We start from the raw sequence: 16,071 nt of genomic DNA, 5'->3' as shown, positions 1-16,071 counted from the left end.
AAAGAATTTTTGACGGGGTGGTCTCCCCATAAATTCCAGTCTCATTTATATTTTCAAAAGACACCCTGTAAACTTTAAATTTTTAATCTTAAATCATCAATTTTCCACTTCATATACCAATTATCATTCATTACGTATCATTAAAGTTTGTATATTTGATAAGTTTGTGTAAAATCAAAAATTATTTTTTAATGAAAAAGCTAAATATTGGAATACTTGCCCTTTCGGGTATTGTATTTCTCAATTCGTGTGGTGCAGCAAAGACTGCAGGGACAGAGAATAAAACAGAAGCTACGGCTAAAGTTACTGAACCGATAAAAGAAGAAGCAAAAGAGGAGGGGATCAATTTATCATATATGGATACAAGTGTCCGTCCGCAGGATGACTTTTTTAGCTATGTGAATGGAAATTGGGTGAAAACAACTCAGATCCCTTCCGATAAAGCAAACTGGGGATCTTTCAATGCTTTGAGAGAAAATGTGGATGATGCTTCATTAGATATATTGAATAAAATCCTTACAGAAACCTATCCAGCTGGATCAGAAGGACAGAAAATCCAGAATTTGTATGCCTCTTTTATGGATACCAATAAAAGAAATGCAGAAGGTTTGGCTCCTATCAAAGCTGATCTTGCCAAAGTAGATGCTATTAAAAGTCTTGGTGACCTTCAGAAATACCTTTTGGAAGCAACAAGATTAGGCGACAATTCTTTCTATGGATGGAGAGTGGGTGCCGATATGAAGAATTCCAACATGAATGCGGTATATCTTGGTGGGCCTGATCTTGGTTTAGGAAGAGACTATTACCAAAAAGTAAATGAAGCCAATACTAAAACATTAGCAGAATATCAAACATACGTTGGGAAGCTATTTGGAGTGTTAGGATATAAAAACTCTACTCAGTCTGCAAAGAATGTGGTAGACTTTGAAAAACAACTTGCCAATTACTTATTAACTCTTGAGCAGAACAGAGATGCTAATTTAAGATACAATCCTAAAAACGTATCTGAATTATCAGGCTTGGTTAAAAATGTAGACCTTGCAAAATATCTTAAGGATGCAGGAGTCAATACAGACAGAGTGATCATTGGAGAACTGAAATATTACCAGAATATGGATCAGTTTGTAACACAGAAAAACCTTCCTTTACTGAAAGATTATCTGAAGTACCATATCATCAATGGAAACGCAAGCAATTTAGATGAAAACTTAGAGCAGATCAGGTTTGATTTTTATGCTAAATATTTGCAGGGACAAAAAGAACAGCGTCCAATGGACAAAAGAGGTCTTACCCTTGTCAATGGTGTTTTAGGAGAAGCTTTTGGTAAACTATATGTTGACAAATATTTCACTCCTGAAGCTAAAAAGCAGATGGAAACTTATATTGACTACCTTTTAAAGTCATTCAAAACCCATATCGCTAATATGGACTGGATGTCCCCTGAAACCAAAGTAAAAGCTCAGGAAAAACTATCCAAATTTACAGTGAAAATTGCTTATCCTGATAAGTGGAAAGACTATACTCAATTGAAAGTAGAATCTCCAAAACAAGGAGCAACACTATATTCTAATCTTCAGAATGTATCTGCTTGGCAATATCAAAGGAGTTTAGACAAAGTAGGAAAGCCTGTTGACAAAACAGAATGGGGAATGTCTCCACAAACTGTAAATGCTTATTACAGCGGATCAAACAACGAAATTGTATTCCCTGCAGCCATTCTTCAACCCCCTTTCTATAACCCTAAAGCTGATGCAGCAGTGAACTTCGGAGGTATTGGTGCCGTTATCGGTCACGAGATTTCTCACGGATTTGACGACAGTGGTTCCCGTTTCGATGGTGATGGTAACCTGAATAATTGGTGGACGGATGCAGACCGTAAAAACTTTGATGCAAAAGTTGGTCAGTTAGCCGCTCAGTACAGTGCTTATGAACCTGTAAAAGGAAGCTTTGTAAACGGTAAATTTACAAGTGGAGAAAATATTGGAGACTTAGGTGGAGTAGCTGTTGCTTATGATGCTCTTCAGATGTATTTAAAAGATAAAGGAAACCCAGGCAAGATCAGTGGATTTACTCAGGATCAGAGATTCTTTATGAGCTGGGCAACCGTTTGGAGAACGAAAGCTACCGATCAGTATATGATCAATCAGGTGAAAACAGATCCACACTCTCCGGGAATGTTCAGAGCTTTTGGACCATTGGTAAATCAGGATTCATTCATCAAAGCATTTGATATCAAACAAGGAGATAAACTGTATAAAGCTCCTCAGGACAGAATAAAAATCTGGTAATTTTACCATAAAAAATTGTTAGAAAAGAAAGAATCCGTCTCACATTGAGGCGGATTCTCTTTTTTAATATTCTTTCTTATAATTCCGGAGAACAAACTTGATTCCGGTTTCTATAATATCTCCCATAGATTTACAATACTTGAAATTGACATCGTAGGTAAGTTTTTGTAAAGCGGTCTTTAGTTCTATAACATTGGCTTCCGGCGCGATATTGTCTTTTTTCATAATAGAAATAAGTTCATCGAATCTGTTTTGGCTGCTGGTCACTCTTTTTACAATTTGTGAACGTACTTCCTTACGGTATTGTTCTATAGAGCTGGGCTTCAGTTTTTCCAGCACCATATTCACCATTTGACTGTTTTCTTTGAAATACTGTGGAAGATACACTTTCAGATTTCCCTCATAAGTTTGCTGGTCAAAATCGATGGGACGAATTCTGTAAATAACCTGGTCGAAATCATGTATTGGAATCACAACATAATTATAAGAACGCATGTCACCAAGAAGCCCAATGAGGCACCGCTCATTGAATTTTACAAATTCCTTGGAAATCTGTGCCTTTTCCAATTCATTACAATTGAATAGATGTTTCTGAATAAAAACATCTCCCGGAATCCCTAAAATATGCTCCTCAATCAACGTATTTTTATACACCAGAAAGTTAATTCGGTTGGGAGAAAGCAGATCTTCAAGTTCTAGCCCGAATATCCGGGAAGCATCCGCCTGTTTAATATAAAAATAAGTGTAGTTATCATTAAGGATATTTCTCACCCGAACCCGGAAAGGTTTAGAGTTTCCAAACGTACAAAAGTCAATTGTATCTACTTTCAGATAAGGTAGAGTAGCGATATCCCCATCAGAATGAAGGAGGGTATAAATCTTATTTAAATTAGCCTCTATTTCTTTAAACTCATATTCAGAATATAATACCCCAAGCCACAAAGTATCTTTGCCCTCTTTATCCAGAATATTCACACTGTCGCTAAACCTGAGAAGGTCTTCATACAGAAACCTAATCTTGGTCGTTCTGTTATATTTTTCCAAATATTGCTGTAATGCTTCTGAAACTGGAAATATGGGTTTTCTAAACGCTATTTTTACATCTTTCATGACACGGTTCACTTTGTTTAAATATAAAGAATATTTTTTTGTAATATCTGAGGAATTCCCATTTTAATATCCATTACATACTTTTGGATAAGAGTAAAGCGGACAAAAATTTTATTTATTTTTTTCTTGAATTTTTTTATTTATTTTTTCATAGCTTAGTGATATCGTAATATCGTGATTTTATGTTGAATAAATGTAAATAGAAAGAGGTAATTCAAGAAAAATCTTAGTAAAATTTTGTATGTTACAGTTTTTTTTTAAATTTAAACACTGGATTGGTAATTTATTTGATTCATCTGTAAATTACTCAAAGACAGGCCCAAACCAAATTAATAAATCTCAAAATAACAATAATATGGCAATGTTTAATTATGGTGTTGGCGGAAACGAAGTAAAAGTAGACGCTAATGAAGCTATTCAGGAAATTCAGGAAAATAAGTCACTGATAGTAAGCCAGCTTACAACAGACGAGTCTTATACTCCTGAAATCGTAACAGGATTAAAAACAGTGGAAGACGTTTTCAAACATTTCCAGCCTTCAGTATCGGTACAACACGAAACGGAAGACGGTGGAATGGTAGAAGAAGAATTCCGATTTCAAAACCTTGGAGACTTTACCCCTAAAAGCCTTACTCAGAAGTCAGATTATCTGCAGTTGCTGAGTGTAGAACAGGAGCAGTACAATAAAATAGTACGTCAGCTGAAAACAAACAAAATTCTACGCAATATGCTGGAGAACGATCAGACAAGAGCGGCGTTCATAGAAGTATTGAAAGAAGTGGGACAAGAACTTGAAAAATAACTAAAGACTTACATTAAATCATGGATAGCAAATTACAGGCACAAGAAAGTCAGCAGCAGGGGCAGCAGCAACATGCAGGACAGCCGAAAGGCAACCCGCTTGCAGAACTCAATAAAATGGGAGGATTTGGCTTTGTTGAATCCGTCGTAGACGGTATTGCCAATATGAACCCAACAAGAAAGGCAAGAAAAGAAATCTTCCTGAATGACAGCAATAAAGCAGACGAAAGAAAAGAACTTCTTCAGAAGATCAATCTTTGGGTAAGCCTTTTAGAAGGTAGTGAATCAGCAGATAAAATGGCTGAAACGTGCAAAACTAAAGCACAACAAGCCGATCAGAACTTAAAAACAAACTTAAAAAGTACACTGGATGCCGTTCGTATGTTGGAAACCAACTACAGAACAGTAGCGCAATTCTATAAAAATACAGAATTGGATAAAGTGGATAATGTAAGCATCGTAAATGCAAGCCTTGAACAGGTTTCCGACCTGGATAACCCTTTGTTCATCGATGCCATCTCAGAAGAATTCAAAAATTACTATGACCGTCTTGACCTTAGAGATAACTACTCAATCCTTGCAATACCAGGATATTTAGGATCCAATAAAGTAATCGAGAAATGGGCAAAAATCTGTAACGAAAACAAAGTAATGATGGTTACAGACTTCGCCAACCTTGATAAGCCGGATGACGTAGTAGATTTATTCCACTCTGCAAACCTTACAGGAGGAGAACTTCACAGAAGTAACGTTATTATGACGTGCAACTGGCTGGTAGGACGTGGTAAAGCTGAAGAAGTAGGAGAAGAAGATAATGTAGAACTTCCACCTTCCACTTCATTAGCAGGAAAAATTCACAAAACCCTGATGTCTCAGGTAGCAGCAGGTAAAAAACATGGAAATATCAACGAAGTAGACGCTGTAAAATTCGAATTGAAGAAAAGTGAAATTTCTCAGTTGGAAAAAATGGGTCTGGTACCAATGGTTAACGAGTACGGGAAAATTATGGCCTTCTCTGCGAAGACATTATTTACAGGAGACAATATCGGTCTTCAGACATATTCCGTAGTTCGTGTATTCGACTATGTAACCAAAGTATTACTGGACTTCCTAAACAGAAGAGCTTTCGAAAACTGGAATGCTAAAAACGAAGACGATTTGAGAAGACAGATCGTTACATTCCTTGACAATATCAAAGGACCGGACAAATTGATCGAAAAATTCAAAATTGTTCGTTTCGAGCAGGATAGAGTAAACAAAGACAGAGTATGGCTTGATATCCGTATGACCCCTTATTTCCCTACAAAAAGTTTCGTTATTAAATTGGACGGACACAAAGGAGATGATGGTAACGAATGGGATGCAGAATATGCTCAGGAGTAAAATAAACTTACCTTAAATAACAAAAACCGATGCAATTTTACATCGGTTTTTTTTCAACCAACACCTAATTTAATATGAATAAAAAACTTATCATTGGTTTACCAGCCATAGTGATGACACTTTTGATAAGCTGTGAAAAAAAATACCAGAGTCCCGGACATTATGAGAATGATCTTTTTGCAGACGAACGTCAGGAAGGAAAGGCATACATCATGAATGAAGCTGAATGCTTTGATGGCAGTGAACTGGTTATTGCAAGCTCAACCGTAAAACTGGCAGACAGCTCCAAAGGCCGCGGGAAATCATTCTTTCTTTATAAAGTAAAATCAGGAAAAGTATTAAAAACGGTAAGAGATTCTACGGTAGATACTCCATTCATGTTTTTATCTCCTTATAAATTGAAGATAAAAAATACTGATTCGATATATGTTTACCTGAAAAAACTGGAAGGATACCGTTTTATAGCTAAAGACAGAAACCTGAAATACCAGTGGTTAAAGGCTGCTCCTGTATATTCTGTGAAAGCTGGTAAATAAATTTTATCTTTGCAAGTGCTATATAAAGTGAACGTTTACGGAAACAGTTCAAAAAGCAATTAAAAAGCAAAAACAAAATTTTTTGGAGAAGGATAACCGAAGTTCAGAGTTTCTGCATATTGGCAGTAAAATCCTTGAATGGTATAAAAATAATGCAAGAGACCTGCCTTTCAGACAGACAAAAGATCCGTATAAGATCTGGATCTGTGAAATTGTATTTCAGCAGACAAGGATCAATCAGGGATTGAATCATTATAATAATTTCATTAAAAGATTCCCGGATGTAAAAACATTGGCAGAAGCTGAAGAAAATGAGGTTTTGCTGTATTGGAAAGGGTTAGGGTACTATTCCAGAGCCATTAATATTCATAAAGCTGCCCAGCAGATCATGAATGACTATCATGGAGTATTTCCGGATCAGTACGAAGAAATTCTAAAATTAAAAGGAGTCGGGAAATATACCGCCGCAGCCGTTTCAAGTATCTGTTTCGGGGGAAGAATGCCTGCTGTTGACGGGAATTTCTACCGTGTTTTAAGCCGTCTTTTTGCCGATGATTTTGATATTTCGAATTCAAAAGCATTTACTTACTTTTCTGAGCTGGCAGCTTTGGTGATGCCTGAAAATGTCGGAGATTTTAATCAGGCGATGATGGATATAGGCTCAGAGATTTGCAAGCCTAAAAATCCACTTTGTGGAGAATGTCCTGTCAATGAAGACTGCCTGGCATTTTCTATACAGAAAATTTCAGATTACCCTGTAAAAACGAAAAAAGTAAAAGCTGAAGACCTTGCTCTGACCTATTATTTTGTCCATAGAAACAGACAATTTCTGATCCGCCAGAGAAAAGAAGACTTCATCTGGAAAAAATTATTTGAATTTCCTGATGCCATTTCTTCGAATATGGAAACATTCATTACAGGTTCAAAAACAGTCAATCATAAACTGACTCACAAGAATTTAAGCATTGAAATATTTAATGTTGAGGTTACTTCTGAGAAGATATGGAATGATTTTATCGCTGAAAATCAATACCTGATTACCGATGTTGAGGGTTCTCATGAAAAATCGTTTCCGAAGCCTTTGGAAAATTACATTCAAAACTCTCTGAAAGACTGAAATTTGTCTTCCGAAATCTGAAATCTAATTTGTACTTTTGCAAAATGATTAAAAAAGTCATTTTTATTTTTGTATCACTGCTTTTAATTTCGTGCGGAAAAGACACTACTCCGAAACCTTATGGAGAACTGCGTCTTGAGTATCCGGCACCGAAATATCAAAAGTTTGAAAACGACTGTGCCTATACCTTTGAATATTCGGAGTTTGCTTCTATTGCACCCGCAAAAAAGCCTTGCTGGTTCTATTTGAACTATCCTAAAATGAAGGCCAAGCTTTTCGTTACCTATTACCCGATACAGAATGACTTTGCAGATCATATCAAGGAAGCTGAAAAAATGGTATATGAGCATACCATCAAAGCCAGTTCTATAGATACAAAATCTTTTGAATACCCTGAAAAGAAAGTATACGGGAACTTCTATGAACTGAAAGGGCAGAGTGCTTCCAATCTTCAGTTTTACATTACAGACAGTACGAAACACTTCGTTACTGCTTACTTATACTTTAATACGAGACCGAAACCGGACTCTCTTGCTCCTGCAGTGAACTATATCAAAAATGATATGAAGCACCTGCTGGACTCTTTTGAATGGAAAAAATAATTACTTTTAATATACATTGAAAAATATATGAAACTTTTAGTTGTAGGAAGTGTTGCATTTGATGCAATTGAAACACCATTTGGTAAAACGGACAAAATTTTAGGAGGTGCAGCCACTTATATCGGAATCACTTCATCAATTTTAGGCGTTAAATCCGGAATTGTTTCTGTAGTAGGAGGAGACTTTCCACAAGAACATCTTGATATGTTCACAGACAGAGATGTAAACATCGAAGGAATTGAAATCGTAAAAGAAGGAAAAACATTCTTCTGGTCTGGAAAATACCACAATGATCTGAACACAAGAGATACTTTGGTTACAGAAGTAAACGTGTTGGAGAATTTTGATCCAAAAATCCCAGATTCAATGCAGGATGCCGAAATTTTGTTGCTTGGAAACCTACACCCTGGAGTTCAGTTATCAGTACTTGAAAAAATGAACAACCGTCCTAAGCTTGTAATCCTTGATACGATGAACTTCTGGATGGATTCTGCATGGGATATCTTAATGGATATGATTGCGAAAACAGACGTAATTACCATCAATGATGAAGAAGCAAGACAGCTTTCAGGAGAGTATTCTTTAGTAAAAGCTGCTAAAAAGATCCACACAATGGGACCTGAATATGTGATCATCAAAAAAGGAGAACACGGAGCGTTACTTTTCCATGACAATAAAGTATTTGCTATTCCGGCGCTTCCGTTGGAAGATGTTTTCGACCCTACTGGAGCTGGAGATACATTTGCAGGAGGTTTTGCTGCTTATCTTGCTAAAAAAGAGAAAATTGATTTCGAAACTATGAAGTCTGCTCTTATCGTAGGATCTGCAATGGCTTCATTCACGGTAGAGAAATTCGGAACAGAAAGAATAGAAGAAGTAAGCGAGGCGGATATGTTCAGCAGATTGAGACAATTCAAAGAATTGACGACATTTGATATCGAACTGCAGTAAATAAGTCTTTTTAAGAAATATTTATAATAAAAAATTGAGTGAAATTCGTTAAGAATTCTAAATTTGCAACTTGTTAAAATAGTAAAATGACAAATAAACTAAAAATCACTTTTCTTCTTGGGATTTTCATCATGATATTCTCTTCAAACATGATGCATGCCCAGCTAAAACAAGGAGATTTGGTGGATGGTATTGCCGCTGTTATCGGGGATGAGATTGTTTTGGAATCTGATGTGAATGAGCAGATGAATTATGGGAAACAGCAGGGAGCTTCAAACACAGACAAATGTGAGTTCCTGGAAAACCTTATCAGCAATAAGCTTCTTGTATACGAAGCAAAAAAAGATACCTTAATTGAAAATCGTTCTGCAGCAATCAAGGAACAGGCTAACGCAAAATACCGTCAGTTGCTTTCTCAATTTCCGGATGAAAAAACATTGCTTGCCGCTTATAAGTTCAGAAATGGTTATGAAATGAAGAACGCTATCGAAAAGATAGACACAGACCAGTATTATGGACAGGCAAAATACCAGAGAGTTACTGATAAAGCTGACGTAACACCAAATGAGGTAACTGACTTCTACAATATGTATAAAACACAGTTGCCACAGATAAAAGACGAGGTTACTTTGGCTCAGATTATGATCTATCCTACATTAACGGAAGCTCATAAGCAGGACCTTATCAACAGATTGAAAAAGATCAAGCAGGATATTGCCGGAGGTGAAACCTTTGAAAGCCAGGCTAGAATCTATTCTGAAGATGAAGGATCAGCGGCTAATGGAGGTTTGTATAAAAATATTAACAAAGGGCAGATGGTTAAGCCATTCGAAGCTGCAGCGTTAAACCTTCAGGAAAATGAAATTTCAGATCCTATTGAATCTGAATTCGGATTCCACATTATCCAATTACTGAAAAGATCTGGTAAAGTATATGATGCAAGACATATCTTACTAAAAGCGGTACCTACTGATGATGAGCTGAAAACAGCAAAAGCAAAATTAGACAGTATCAGAGGTCTTATTGAGAATGGTAAAATTACATTTAAAGATGCTGCTTTTAAATTTTCAGATGATAAAAGAACAAAATTCAATGCAGGGATTATTCCTGGTGCTGATGGTTCTGATAAAATCGAAAGAGAAAGTATCCCGGGAACAATCAGCTACGAATTAGCAGGTTTGAACAAAGGAGATATTACCACTGCTTTTGAAGATGAAGACAACAAGAGAAAGCAGATCAAGATCATCAAAATTGATGATGTAATTCCTTCTCACCAGATTACTCTGGAAACAGACTTCAGCAGAATCAAGCAGATGGCGCTGAATAAAAAGAAAAATGAAATGGTTGAAAAGTTTGTTAACTCTAAGTTACCTACAACTTTTATTTCAATTGACGGACGTTATGACAACTGTAACTTTAAGTCGAACTGGAAGAAACAATCCATGAAAAAATAAAAAAAAGCCTTCAGAACTTCTGAAGGCTTTTTTTATTGATACATTTAAATTTTCAAAAAAATAAGGTACCGGCTAAAACTTATTATTTTCTTCTCTATATCTGAAGGAAGTATTTAATATATTTACAAAAACTAAGAGTATGGACTATACTTTTTACCTTAGAAAATTTCATTCGGCAGCCACTGAAATTCCTGAGAAAATGCTTAGCAATAAAGGATTGAAATTGTCTGTAGAGATCGTTTTGGAATCTGTTGCACTTAAGGTTTATCATCCGGAATGGTCTGGAAATCCTCAGTCGCCTTTAGATGCTGAGGGGCGGATCTTCTTTTCAGTTTGGATCAACGATAAGTCTATCAGTGAAAGAAAAATTTATTACAATATTCATGCTCTGAAGCTAAGAACGTTGAAAGGCTATACCATAACCAGCAGAAGTTTTGCCCAGGATTTCAGGAAAGAATTTTTAAAATACCAGAAAGAATGGCCTAATGTGAGTGTAAATTATGGACCACTAACATTAATGGAAGGCTGGGTGGCGCTAAAAGAAGATGATATAGAAAAAGATATACATGAACTTGCTCAACGGTTTTTGAAAATAAGCCCTATTATTGACAACGTTTTGGAGCAATATAAGAAATGATAATATTAGGTTTTTCTATATATTTTTAGTCAATAGAAGGTTCTGATAATCGTTGTTTTTAGTATTTTTACATATGAGCAATTTTATAGATTTCAACACTGCAAAAAAGCTTCGTGATATGGAGGCTGCACAAAATAGAATTTCACATCTTTTCAATATTAAATATCCAATTATCCAGGCAGGTATGATCTGGCATTCAGGATGGAAACTGGCATCTGCAGTTTCCAACTGCGGTGGTTTAGGGATAATTGGGGCGGGAAGTATGTACCCTGACATCCTAAGAGAAAACATCCAAAAATGCAAACAGGCTACAGATAAACCTTTTGGAGTGAATGTACCGATGCTGTATCCTAATCTTGAAGAAATCATTCAAATCATTCTGGAAGAAGGTGTAAAGATTGTATTTACCTCTGCAGGTAACCCAAAAACTTATACAGAAACCCTTAAGAAAGAAGGAATAACAGTCGCTCACGTAGTTTCTTCTACCAAATTTGCTGTAAAATGTGAAGATGCAGGAGTAGATGCTATCGTAGCGGAAGGTTTCGAAGCAGGAGGACACAACGGAAGAGATGAAACAACTACTTTCTGTCTTATTCCGAATGTAAAGAAACATATTTCTAAGCCGTTAATTGCCGCAGGTGGAATTGCTTTGGGCTCACAGATAAAAGCGGCTATGATTCTTGGTGCAGACGGTGTACAAATAGGGTCCCGATTTGCTGCTACTACAGAAGCAAGTGCTCATGAAAACTGGAAAAAGAAAATCACAGAATTACAGGAGGGAGATACCCATCTTACCCTTAAAGAATTGGCACCTGTAAGAATGGTTAAAAATAAATTCTTCAATGAACTGGAAGATATCTACCAGAACGGAAGAAATAAAGAAGCTTTGAACACTTCACTAGGAAGAGCCAGAGCAAAACGTGGAATGTTTGAAGGAGATATGGAAGATGGAGAACTGGAAATAGGTCAGGTTTCTGCTCTGATTGATGAAGTTCTTCCGGTGGAAGCAGTTTTCAATCAACTTTTAAAGGAGTTTGAAGAAACGAAAATGCCTACTTTTTAAATATAATTGTATTCAATGGAGGGAAGAATAATTGATGTAAAGGGTAAAAAATTATATATAGAACACCATAATTCATTTGAAGACAGGCCTACTATTGTTTTTCTGCATGATTCACTTGGTTCAGTACAACTTTGGAGAGACCTTCCAGTCAAATTATCTGAGACTGCGCAATGTAATATCCTTGCCTATGACCGTTTAGGTTATGGAAAATCATATCCAATGTTTACTCATGAAAGACCGGTAAATTATATGGAACTGGAAGCAGATCTGTTGAATAATTTATTGATTGAAATGGATATTGATAATGCCATTCTGTTTGGACACAGTGATGGAGGAACAATCGCTTTAATCACCGCTGCAAAATATCCGGAAAAAGTGAAAGCAGTCATTTGTGAAGCGGGTCATATTTTTGTGGAAGATGTAACTTTAAAAGGAGTTTACGATGCATGGGAAGCCTACAAAACGACCAATCTTGCTGAACGTTTACAAAAGTATCACGGTGATAAAGTAGAAATGCTTTTCAGAGCATGGACAGAAACCTGGACGCGGGACGATTACAGAACCTGGAATATTGAATATCTGCTGAAAGACATTACAGCTCCATTACTATTTATTCAGGGAGAAGCTGATGAATACGGTACACTGGATCAGGTTGAAAAAACAATTTCGCAGGTGAGTGGAAGTACTGAGAAATATATTATTCCCGGTATCGGGCATACTCCGCATAAAGAAGTTCCTGAGATGGTATTGAAAAAGACCACAGAATTCGTGAAAAATTATTCTTAATATAAAATATGGATAAATACGTTTTTTATAGGCGTATTTATTTTTTTTATGTAAATTATTAATATTTAGTAATTTAAATGTATATTGATCTTCACCAAATCAAAATATGGTTTATGAAATATCTTGTGTTTTTTCTTCTTCTTTTTACTCAGGTTGTCTTGGGACAGAATAAGAGGTTTATATATCAATACACCTACATTCCGGATTCTACCAATACAGAAACCGCTAAAGACCTTATGTTTTTGGATACAGCGAACAACAGATCTTTGTTTTATAGCCGCATGAAGTTTACTGAAGATTCTACTTCAATTGCAGAAGCCGAAAAAAAGAACTTTTATATTCCAAATGCTCCTATCTTATACAGAGTGGAGAAAATGAATGGTAAAACCTTCTTTCTGACGAATGATTATGGCTTAGGGAAAATAAAGGTTGAGGATAATAGAAAAATCACCTGGAAAATAGAATCTGAAAAGCAAAAGATTGGAGAATATAATGCTCAGAAAGCAACTACAGATTTTGGAGGGAGAAAATGGACAGCCTGGTTTACCACAGATATACCAATACAGGATGGTCCTTACAAATTTTCCGGACTACCAGGGCTGATTGTAAAGATAGAAGATGCTACGAAGAATCACATCTATGAGCTGATTGGAATTAAAAACTTACCAAAAGAAATACCGTTTCCTAATTTAAATTCCAGAGCTAACGAATTGGCTTTAACTCAACAAAAATTTGAAGAGTCCTTTATTAAATACAGAAAAGATCCTGCTGCTGCAATAAAACAGCTTTATATAGAAGGTAAAATACCTGATCAGCAGGATGGTTCAGGACTTTTGCGAACAGGAGCAGAAGTTGTTCGGGAAGTAGAACAGCAGACTAAAGAAAGAGTAAAAAAGGACAATAATATAATTGAAATTAGCCTGCTAAAATCAGTAAAATAGAACTTTTCATTACAGCAACCGAAGTTCAGCCGCAATATTTTCCTTTGCCTGAGTTTCATATTTATCCTTAAAATAGTCTGTTTTAAAGATACTTTCAAGTTCCAGAAAATGCTTGAGTACTTTTTTTCGTCCCGGTTTATAAAGGAAATCAGGATAAATAGAATACTCTTTCCTTATATTCTGAGTGTATTCTAAATAGGTTTTAAAATCTTTACCCAATACAGAAAGGTCAGCATCTAAAAGATAATTGGTGTCCCCATGATCAGACCGTTGATGAGCTTTTGTAGCAAGAATCTGCTCAGAAATTATTGAAATTTTGTCTTTGTTTACATGAAGTTCAGCAAGCCTTTTTTCAGCAGTAACCGCACTTTTTTCCTCGTTGGATTTGGAAGTTGCATCATAAATAATATCATGATAAAATACTGAAAAGGAAATCACTGTAAAATCCGAGAGGTTCACTTTCACCTCTTCAAGTTCCCGAAACATATTTTCAAGATGATGAAGATTGTGATAATGCCTGCCTTTTTCAGAATATCTGGTTTCAATCTCGTTCCACAGATCATTCATTAACTGCTGATCTTTTGTGAAAGGAGAACAAAGCTGTTCAAATTGATTTTTCAGATTCATAGAAATAAAGAGATAAAAAAAGGAACTTTTAAAAAGTTCCCTGATTTGCTTCCAGAACAGCCTTCAGATCAGCCCAGCCTCCGCCGTTATAACCGTCCTTTAATCCTTGAGTGTTAAGATATTCCAATGCTTTTCCGCTTCTGTTTCCACTTCTGCAGAATAAGATAACAGGTTTTTCAACAGAAAGAATTTCGTCTTGTCTATCTTCCACCTCACCTAAAGGAATATTCTTAGCACCATCTATATTACCGTCCATTTCAAGCTCCATTGGCTCACGAACGTCGATCAATTCATAGTTTCCGGATTGTATTACTTCTATTAAAGACATAGTTGTTTGTTTTAAACATTAAATTAGAAACGAAATTACGCAATTTTTTTTTGAAAAAAATCCTAATTAAAACATAAATTTTAGGAAACCACATAGTATTGAGGGTGAAGAAGAGATTGATAACTGAATCAGAAGATTGGTAAAATAATCTTAATTTTGCATTGTGAAATTTATGAATGCAGGCGCTGAAAAATATTCTCAACTGATAAAATCCAAGGCAAAAAGTTTTGGATTCCAGAGTTGTGGCATTTCCAAAGCAGATTTTCTCGAGGAAGATGCTCCCCATCTTGAAAAATGGCTGAAGAATAATTATAACGGCGAAATGAAGTACATGGAAAATCATTTTGACAAAAGACTTGATCCCAGGCTTTTGGTGGAGGGTTCCACGTCTGTTATTTCACTTTCTTATAATTACTTTCCTGAAGAAAAAATTTCAATATTAGAGAATTATAAGATCTCAAAATATGCTTATGCAGAAGATTATCATGAAGTAATCAAAGAAATACTCCGTGAGATGGTAGCCGAGCTGCAGGAAGAAATAGGAGAATTTGGATTCCGGGTTTTTGTAGACTCTGCACCGGTTATGGAAAGAAGCTGGGCCAGAAAATCCGGGCTGGGCTGGGTAGGAAAAAATGCCAACCTGATTACCAGACAAAATGGATCTTTTTATTTTCTTGCCGAAATTATCTGTGACCTCGAGCTTATACCGGATCATGCGACTACAGATCATTGTGGAACATGCAGGAAATGTATTGATGCCTGTCCTACAGATGCCATTGTTTCTGAAAAAATCATTGATGGGAGCCGTTGTATTTCTTATGCAACCATAGAACTGAAAGAGGAGATTCCGGATTATTTTAAAGATAAAATGGAAGACTGGATGTTCGGCTGTGATATCTGCCAGGATGTATGTCCCTGGAACCGTTTCTCAGCACCCAATAAACAAAGCCGCTTCAAGCCCAATGAAACTTTGAAAAACTTCAAAAAAGGAGAATGGAAAGAACTTACCCAGGAAATTTTCTCTGAAATCTTCAGAAAGTCTCCCGTAAAACGTACCAAATTTACAGGGCTGAAGAGAAATATTGAGTTTCTGCAAAGGTCTTCTGACTGATTTTTCCCTGAACTTTCGGTGACAATTCCCCCTTTGGAATTTTTTGAAGTTCCAAACCAGAGCTGATAGTCGACCATTCCTCAAATTTTATGCTTTAAGGAAGTAAAGATTTACGACAGTAAATTTCTTGAAAAACTTTTCCTATAAAGAAAAATTGATTCTCAGGAGATCAGAATCTCACCGAAAATCAACGTTTTTTTTGTACTCTTTTAGGAGCTGTTTTTACTCTTACTTTAAATCTTTTTTGGGATTTGATATTTTTACGCATATTTGTGAATATTTCGTAACTAAATATAGCCTTTTTTTCGATTAAAACAAATACTTTTACGGAAAATT

The 16,071-nt window shown here is 35.9% G+C and carries 16 protein-coding genes; 13 read left to right on the top strand and 3 right to left on the bottom strand.

From position 1 onward, the window contains the following. Positions 1–191: 191 nt before the first annotated feature. On the top strand, positions 192–2,288 hold the full coding sequence (locus LF886_RS18460; RefSeq protein ID WP_236851056.1) for a M13 family metallopeptidase: 2,097 nt from the start codon (positions 192–194) through the stop codon (positions 2,286–2,288). A 63-nt stretch (positions 2,289–2,351) separates the two neighbouring features. On the opposite strand, the gene LF886_RS18455 is transcribed toward LF886_RS18460, so the two are convergent. Further along, complete coding sequence (locus LF886_RS18455) at positions 2,352–3,398, bottom strand: hypothetical protein (RefSeq protein ID WP_236851055.1); 1,047 nt, start codon at positions 3,396–3,398, stop codon at positions 2,352–2,354. A gap of 355 nt (positions 3,399–3,753) precedes the next feature. Here LF886_RS18455 and LF886_RS18450 point away from each other — a divergent pair, with 355 nt between their 5' ends. From LF886_RS18450 to LF886_RS18400, 11 genes are all read left to right on the top strand, one after another. After that, on the top strand, positions 3,754–4,200 hold the full coding sequence (locus LF886_RS18450; protein ID WP_165835346.1) for a type VI secretion system contractile sheath small subunit: 447 nt from the start codon (positions 3,754–3,756) through the stop codon (positions 4,198–4,200). Between the two features lie 20 nt (positions 4,201–4,220). Then, a complete protein-coding gene (locus tag LF886_RS18445) occupies positions 4,221–5,582 on the top strand; it encodes a DUF5458 family protein (RefSeq protein WP_236851054.1) in 1,362 nt (453 codons plus the stop codon). A gap of 74 nt (positions 5,583–5,656) precedes the next feature. Next, on the top strand, positions 5,657–6,118 hold the full coding sequence (locus tag LF886_RS18440; protein WP_236851053.1) for a hypothetical protein: 462 nt from the start codon (positions 5,657–5,659) through the stop codon (positions 6,116–6,118). Between the two features lie 82 nt (positions 6,119–6,200). Further along, positions 6,201–7,235: an A/G-specific adenine glycosylase gene (gene mutY / locus LF886_RS18435; protein WP_236851052.1), complete on the top strand. Its 1,035-nt coding sequence runs from the start codon at positions 6,201–6,203 to the stop codon at positions 7,233–7,235. A 44-nt stretch (positions 7,236–7,279) separates the two neighbouring features. Beyond that, positions 7,280–7,837, top strand: a complete 558-nt coding sequence (gldD, locus tag LF886_RS18430; RefSeq protein WP_124530482.1) for a gliding motility lipoprotein GldD — start codon at positions 7,280–7,282, stop codon at positions 7,835–7,837. 27 nt (positions 7,838–7,864) lie between these two features. After that, a complete protein-coding gene (locus LF886_RS18425) occupies positions 7,865–8,788 on the top strand; it encodes a PfkB family carbohydrate kinase (RefSeq protein WP_103235604.1) in 924 nt (307 codons plus the stop codon). Between the two features lie 86 nt (positions 8,789–8,874). Further along, positions 8,875–10,242 (top strand): peptidylprolyl isomerase, encoded by a 1,368-nt coding sequence (locus tag LF886_RS18420; protein WP_236851051.1) that lies wholly within the window; start codon positions 8,875–8,877, stop codon positions 10,240–10,242. 139 nt (positions 10,243–10,381) lie between these two features. Further along, positions 10,382–10,879 carry a hypothetical protein gene (locus LF886_RS18415; protein WP_236851050.1) on the top strand — a complete coding sequence of 166 codons (498 nt, stop codon included), beginning with the start codon at positions 10,382–10,384 and terminating at the stop codon, positions 10,877–10,879. A gap of 73 nt (positions 10,880–10,952) precedes the next feature. Continuing rightward, positions 10,953–11,942: an NAD(P)H-dependent flavin oxidoreductase gene (locus LF886_RS18410; protein ID WP_410685110.1), complete on the top strand. Its 990-nt coding sequence runs from the start codon at positions 10,953–10,955 to the stop codon at positions 11,940–11,942. Between the two features lie 15 nt (positions 11,943–11,957). Continuing rightward, positions 11,958–12,728, top strand: coding sequence for an alpha/beta fold hydrolase (locus tag LF886_RS18405; protein ID WP_236851049.1), 771 nt, complete (start codon positions 11,958–11,960; stop codon positions 12,726–12,728). A 113-nt stretch (positions 12,729–12,841) separates the two neighbouring features. Beyond that, a complete protein-coding gene (locus tag LF886_RS18400; protein WP_236851048.1) occupies positions 12,842–13,669 on the top strand; it encodes a GLPGLI family protein in 828 nt (275 codons plus the stop codon). A gap of 9 nt (positions 13,670–13,678) precedes the next feature. On the opposite strand, the gene LF886_RS18395 is transcribed toward LF886_RS18400, so the two are convergent. Continuing rightward, positions 13,679–14,296: a hypothetical protein gene (locus LF886_RS18395; RefSeq protein WP_236851047.1), complete on the bottom strand. Its 618-nt coding sequence runs from the start codon at positions 14,294–14,296 to the stop codon at positions 13,679–13,681. Positions 14,297–14,324: 28 nt separating this feature from the next. Further along, positions 14,325–14,624: a rhodanese-like domain-containing protein gene (locus tag LF886_RS18390; RefSeq protein ID WP_236851046.1), complete on the bottom strand. Its 300-nt coding sequence runs from the start codon at positions 14,622–14,624 to the stop codon at positions 14,325–14,327. Positions 14,625–14,796: 172 nt separating this feature from the next. Here LF886_RS18390 and queG point away from each other — a divergent pair, with 172 nt between their 5' ends. Next, the gene (gene queG, locus LF886_RS18385; RefSeq protein WP_236851045.1) at positions 14,797–15,735 is read left to right on the top strand and encodes a tRNA epoxyqueuosine(34) reductase QueG; all 939 of its coding nucleotides are present in this window, start codon (positions 14,797–14,799) and stop codon (positions 15,733–15,735) included. Positions 15,736–16,071: the final 336 nt, after the last annotated feature.

The sequence above is a fragment of the Chryseobacterium sp. MEBOG07 genome (genome assembly GCF_021869745.1).
Classification (GTDB): domain Bacteria; phylum Bacteroidota; class Bacteroidia; order Flavobacteriales; family Weeksellaceae; genus Chryseobacterium; species Chryseobacterium viscerum.
This window is presented reverse-complemented; position numbering and strand designations above follow the sequence as displayed.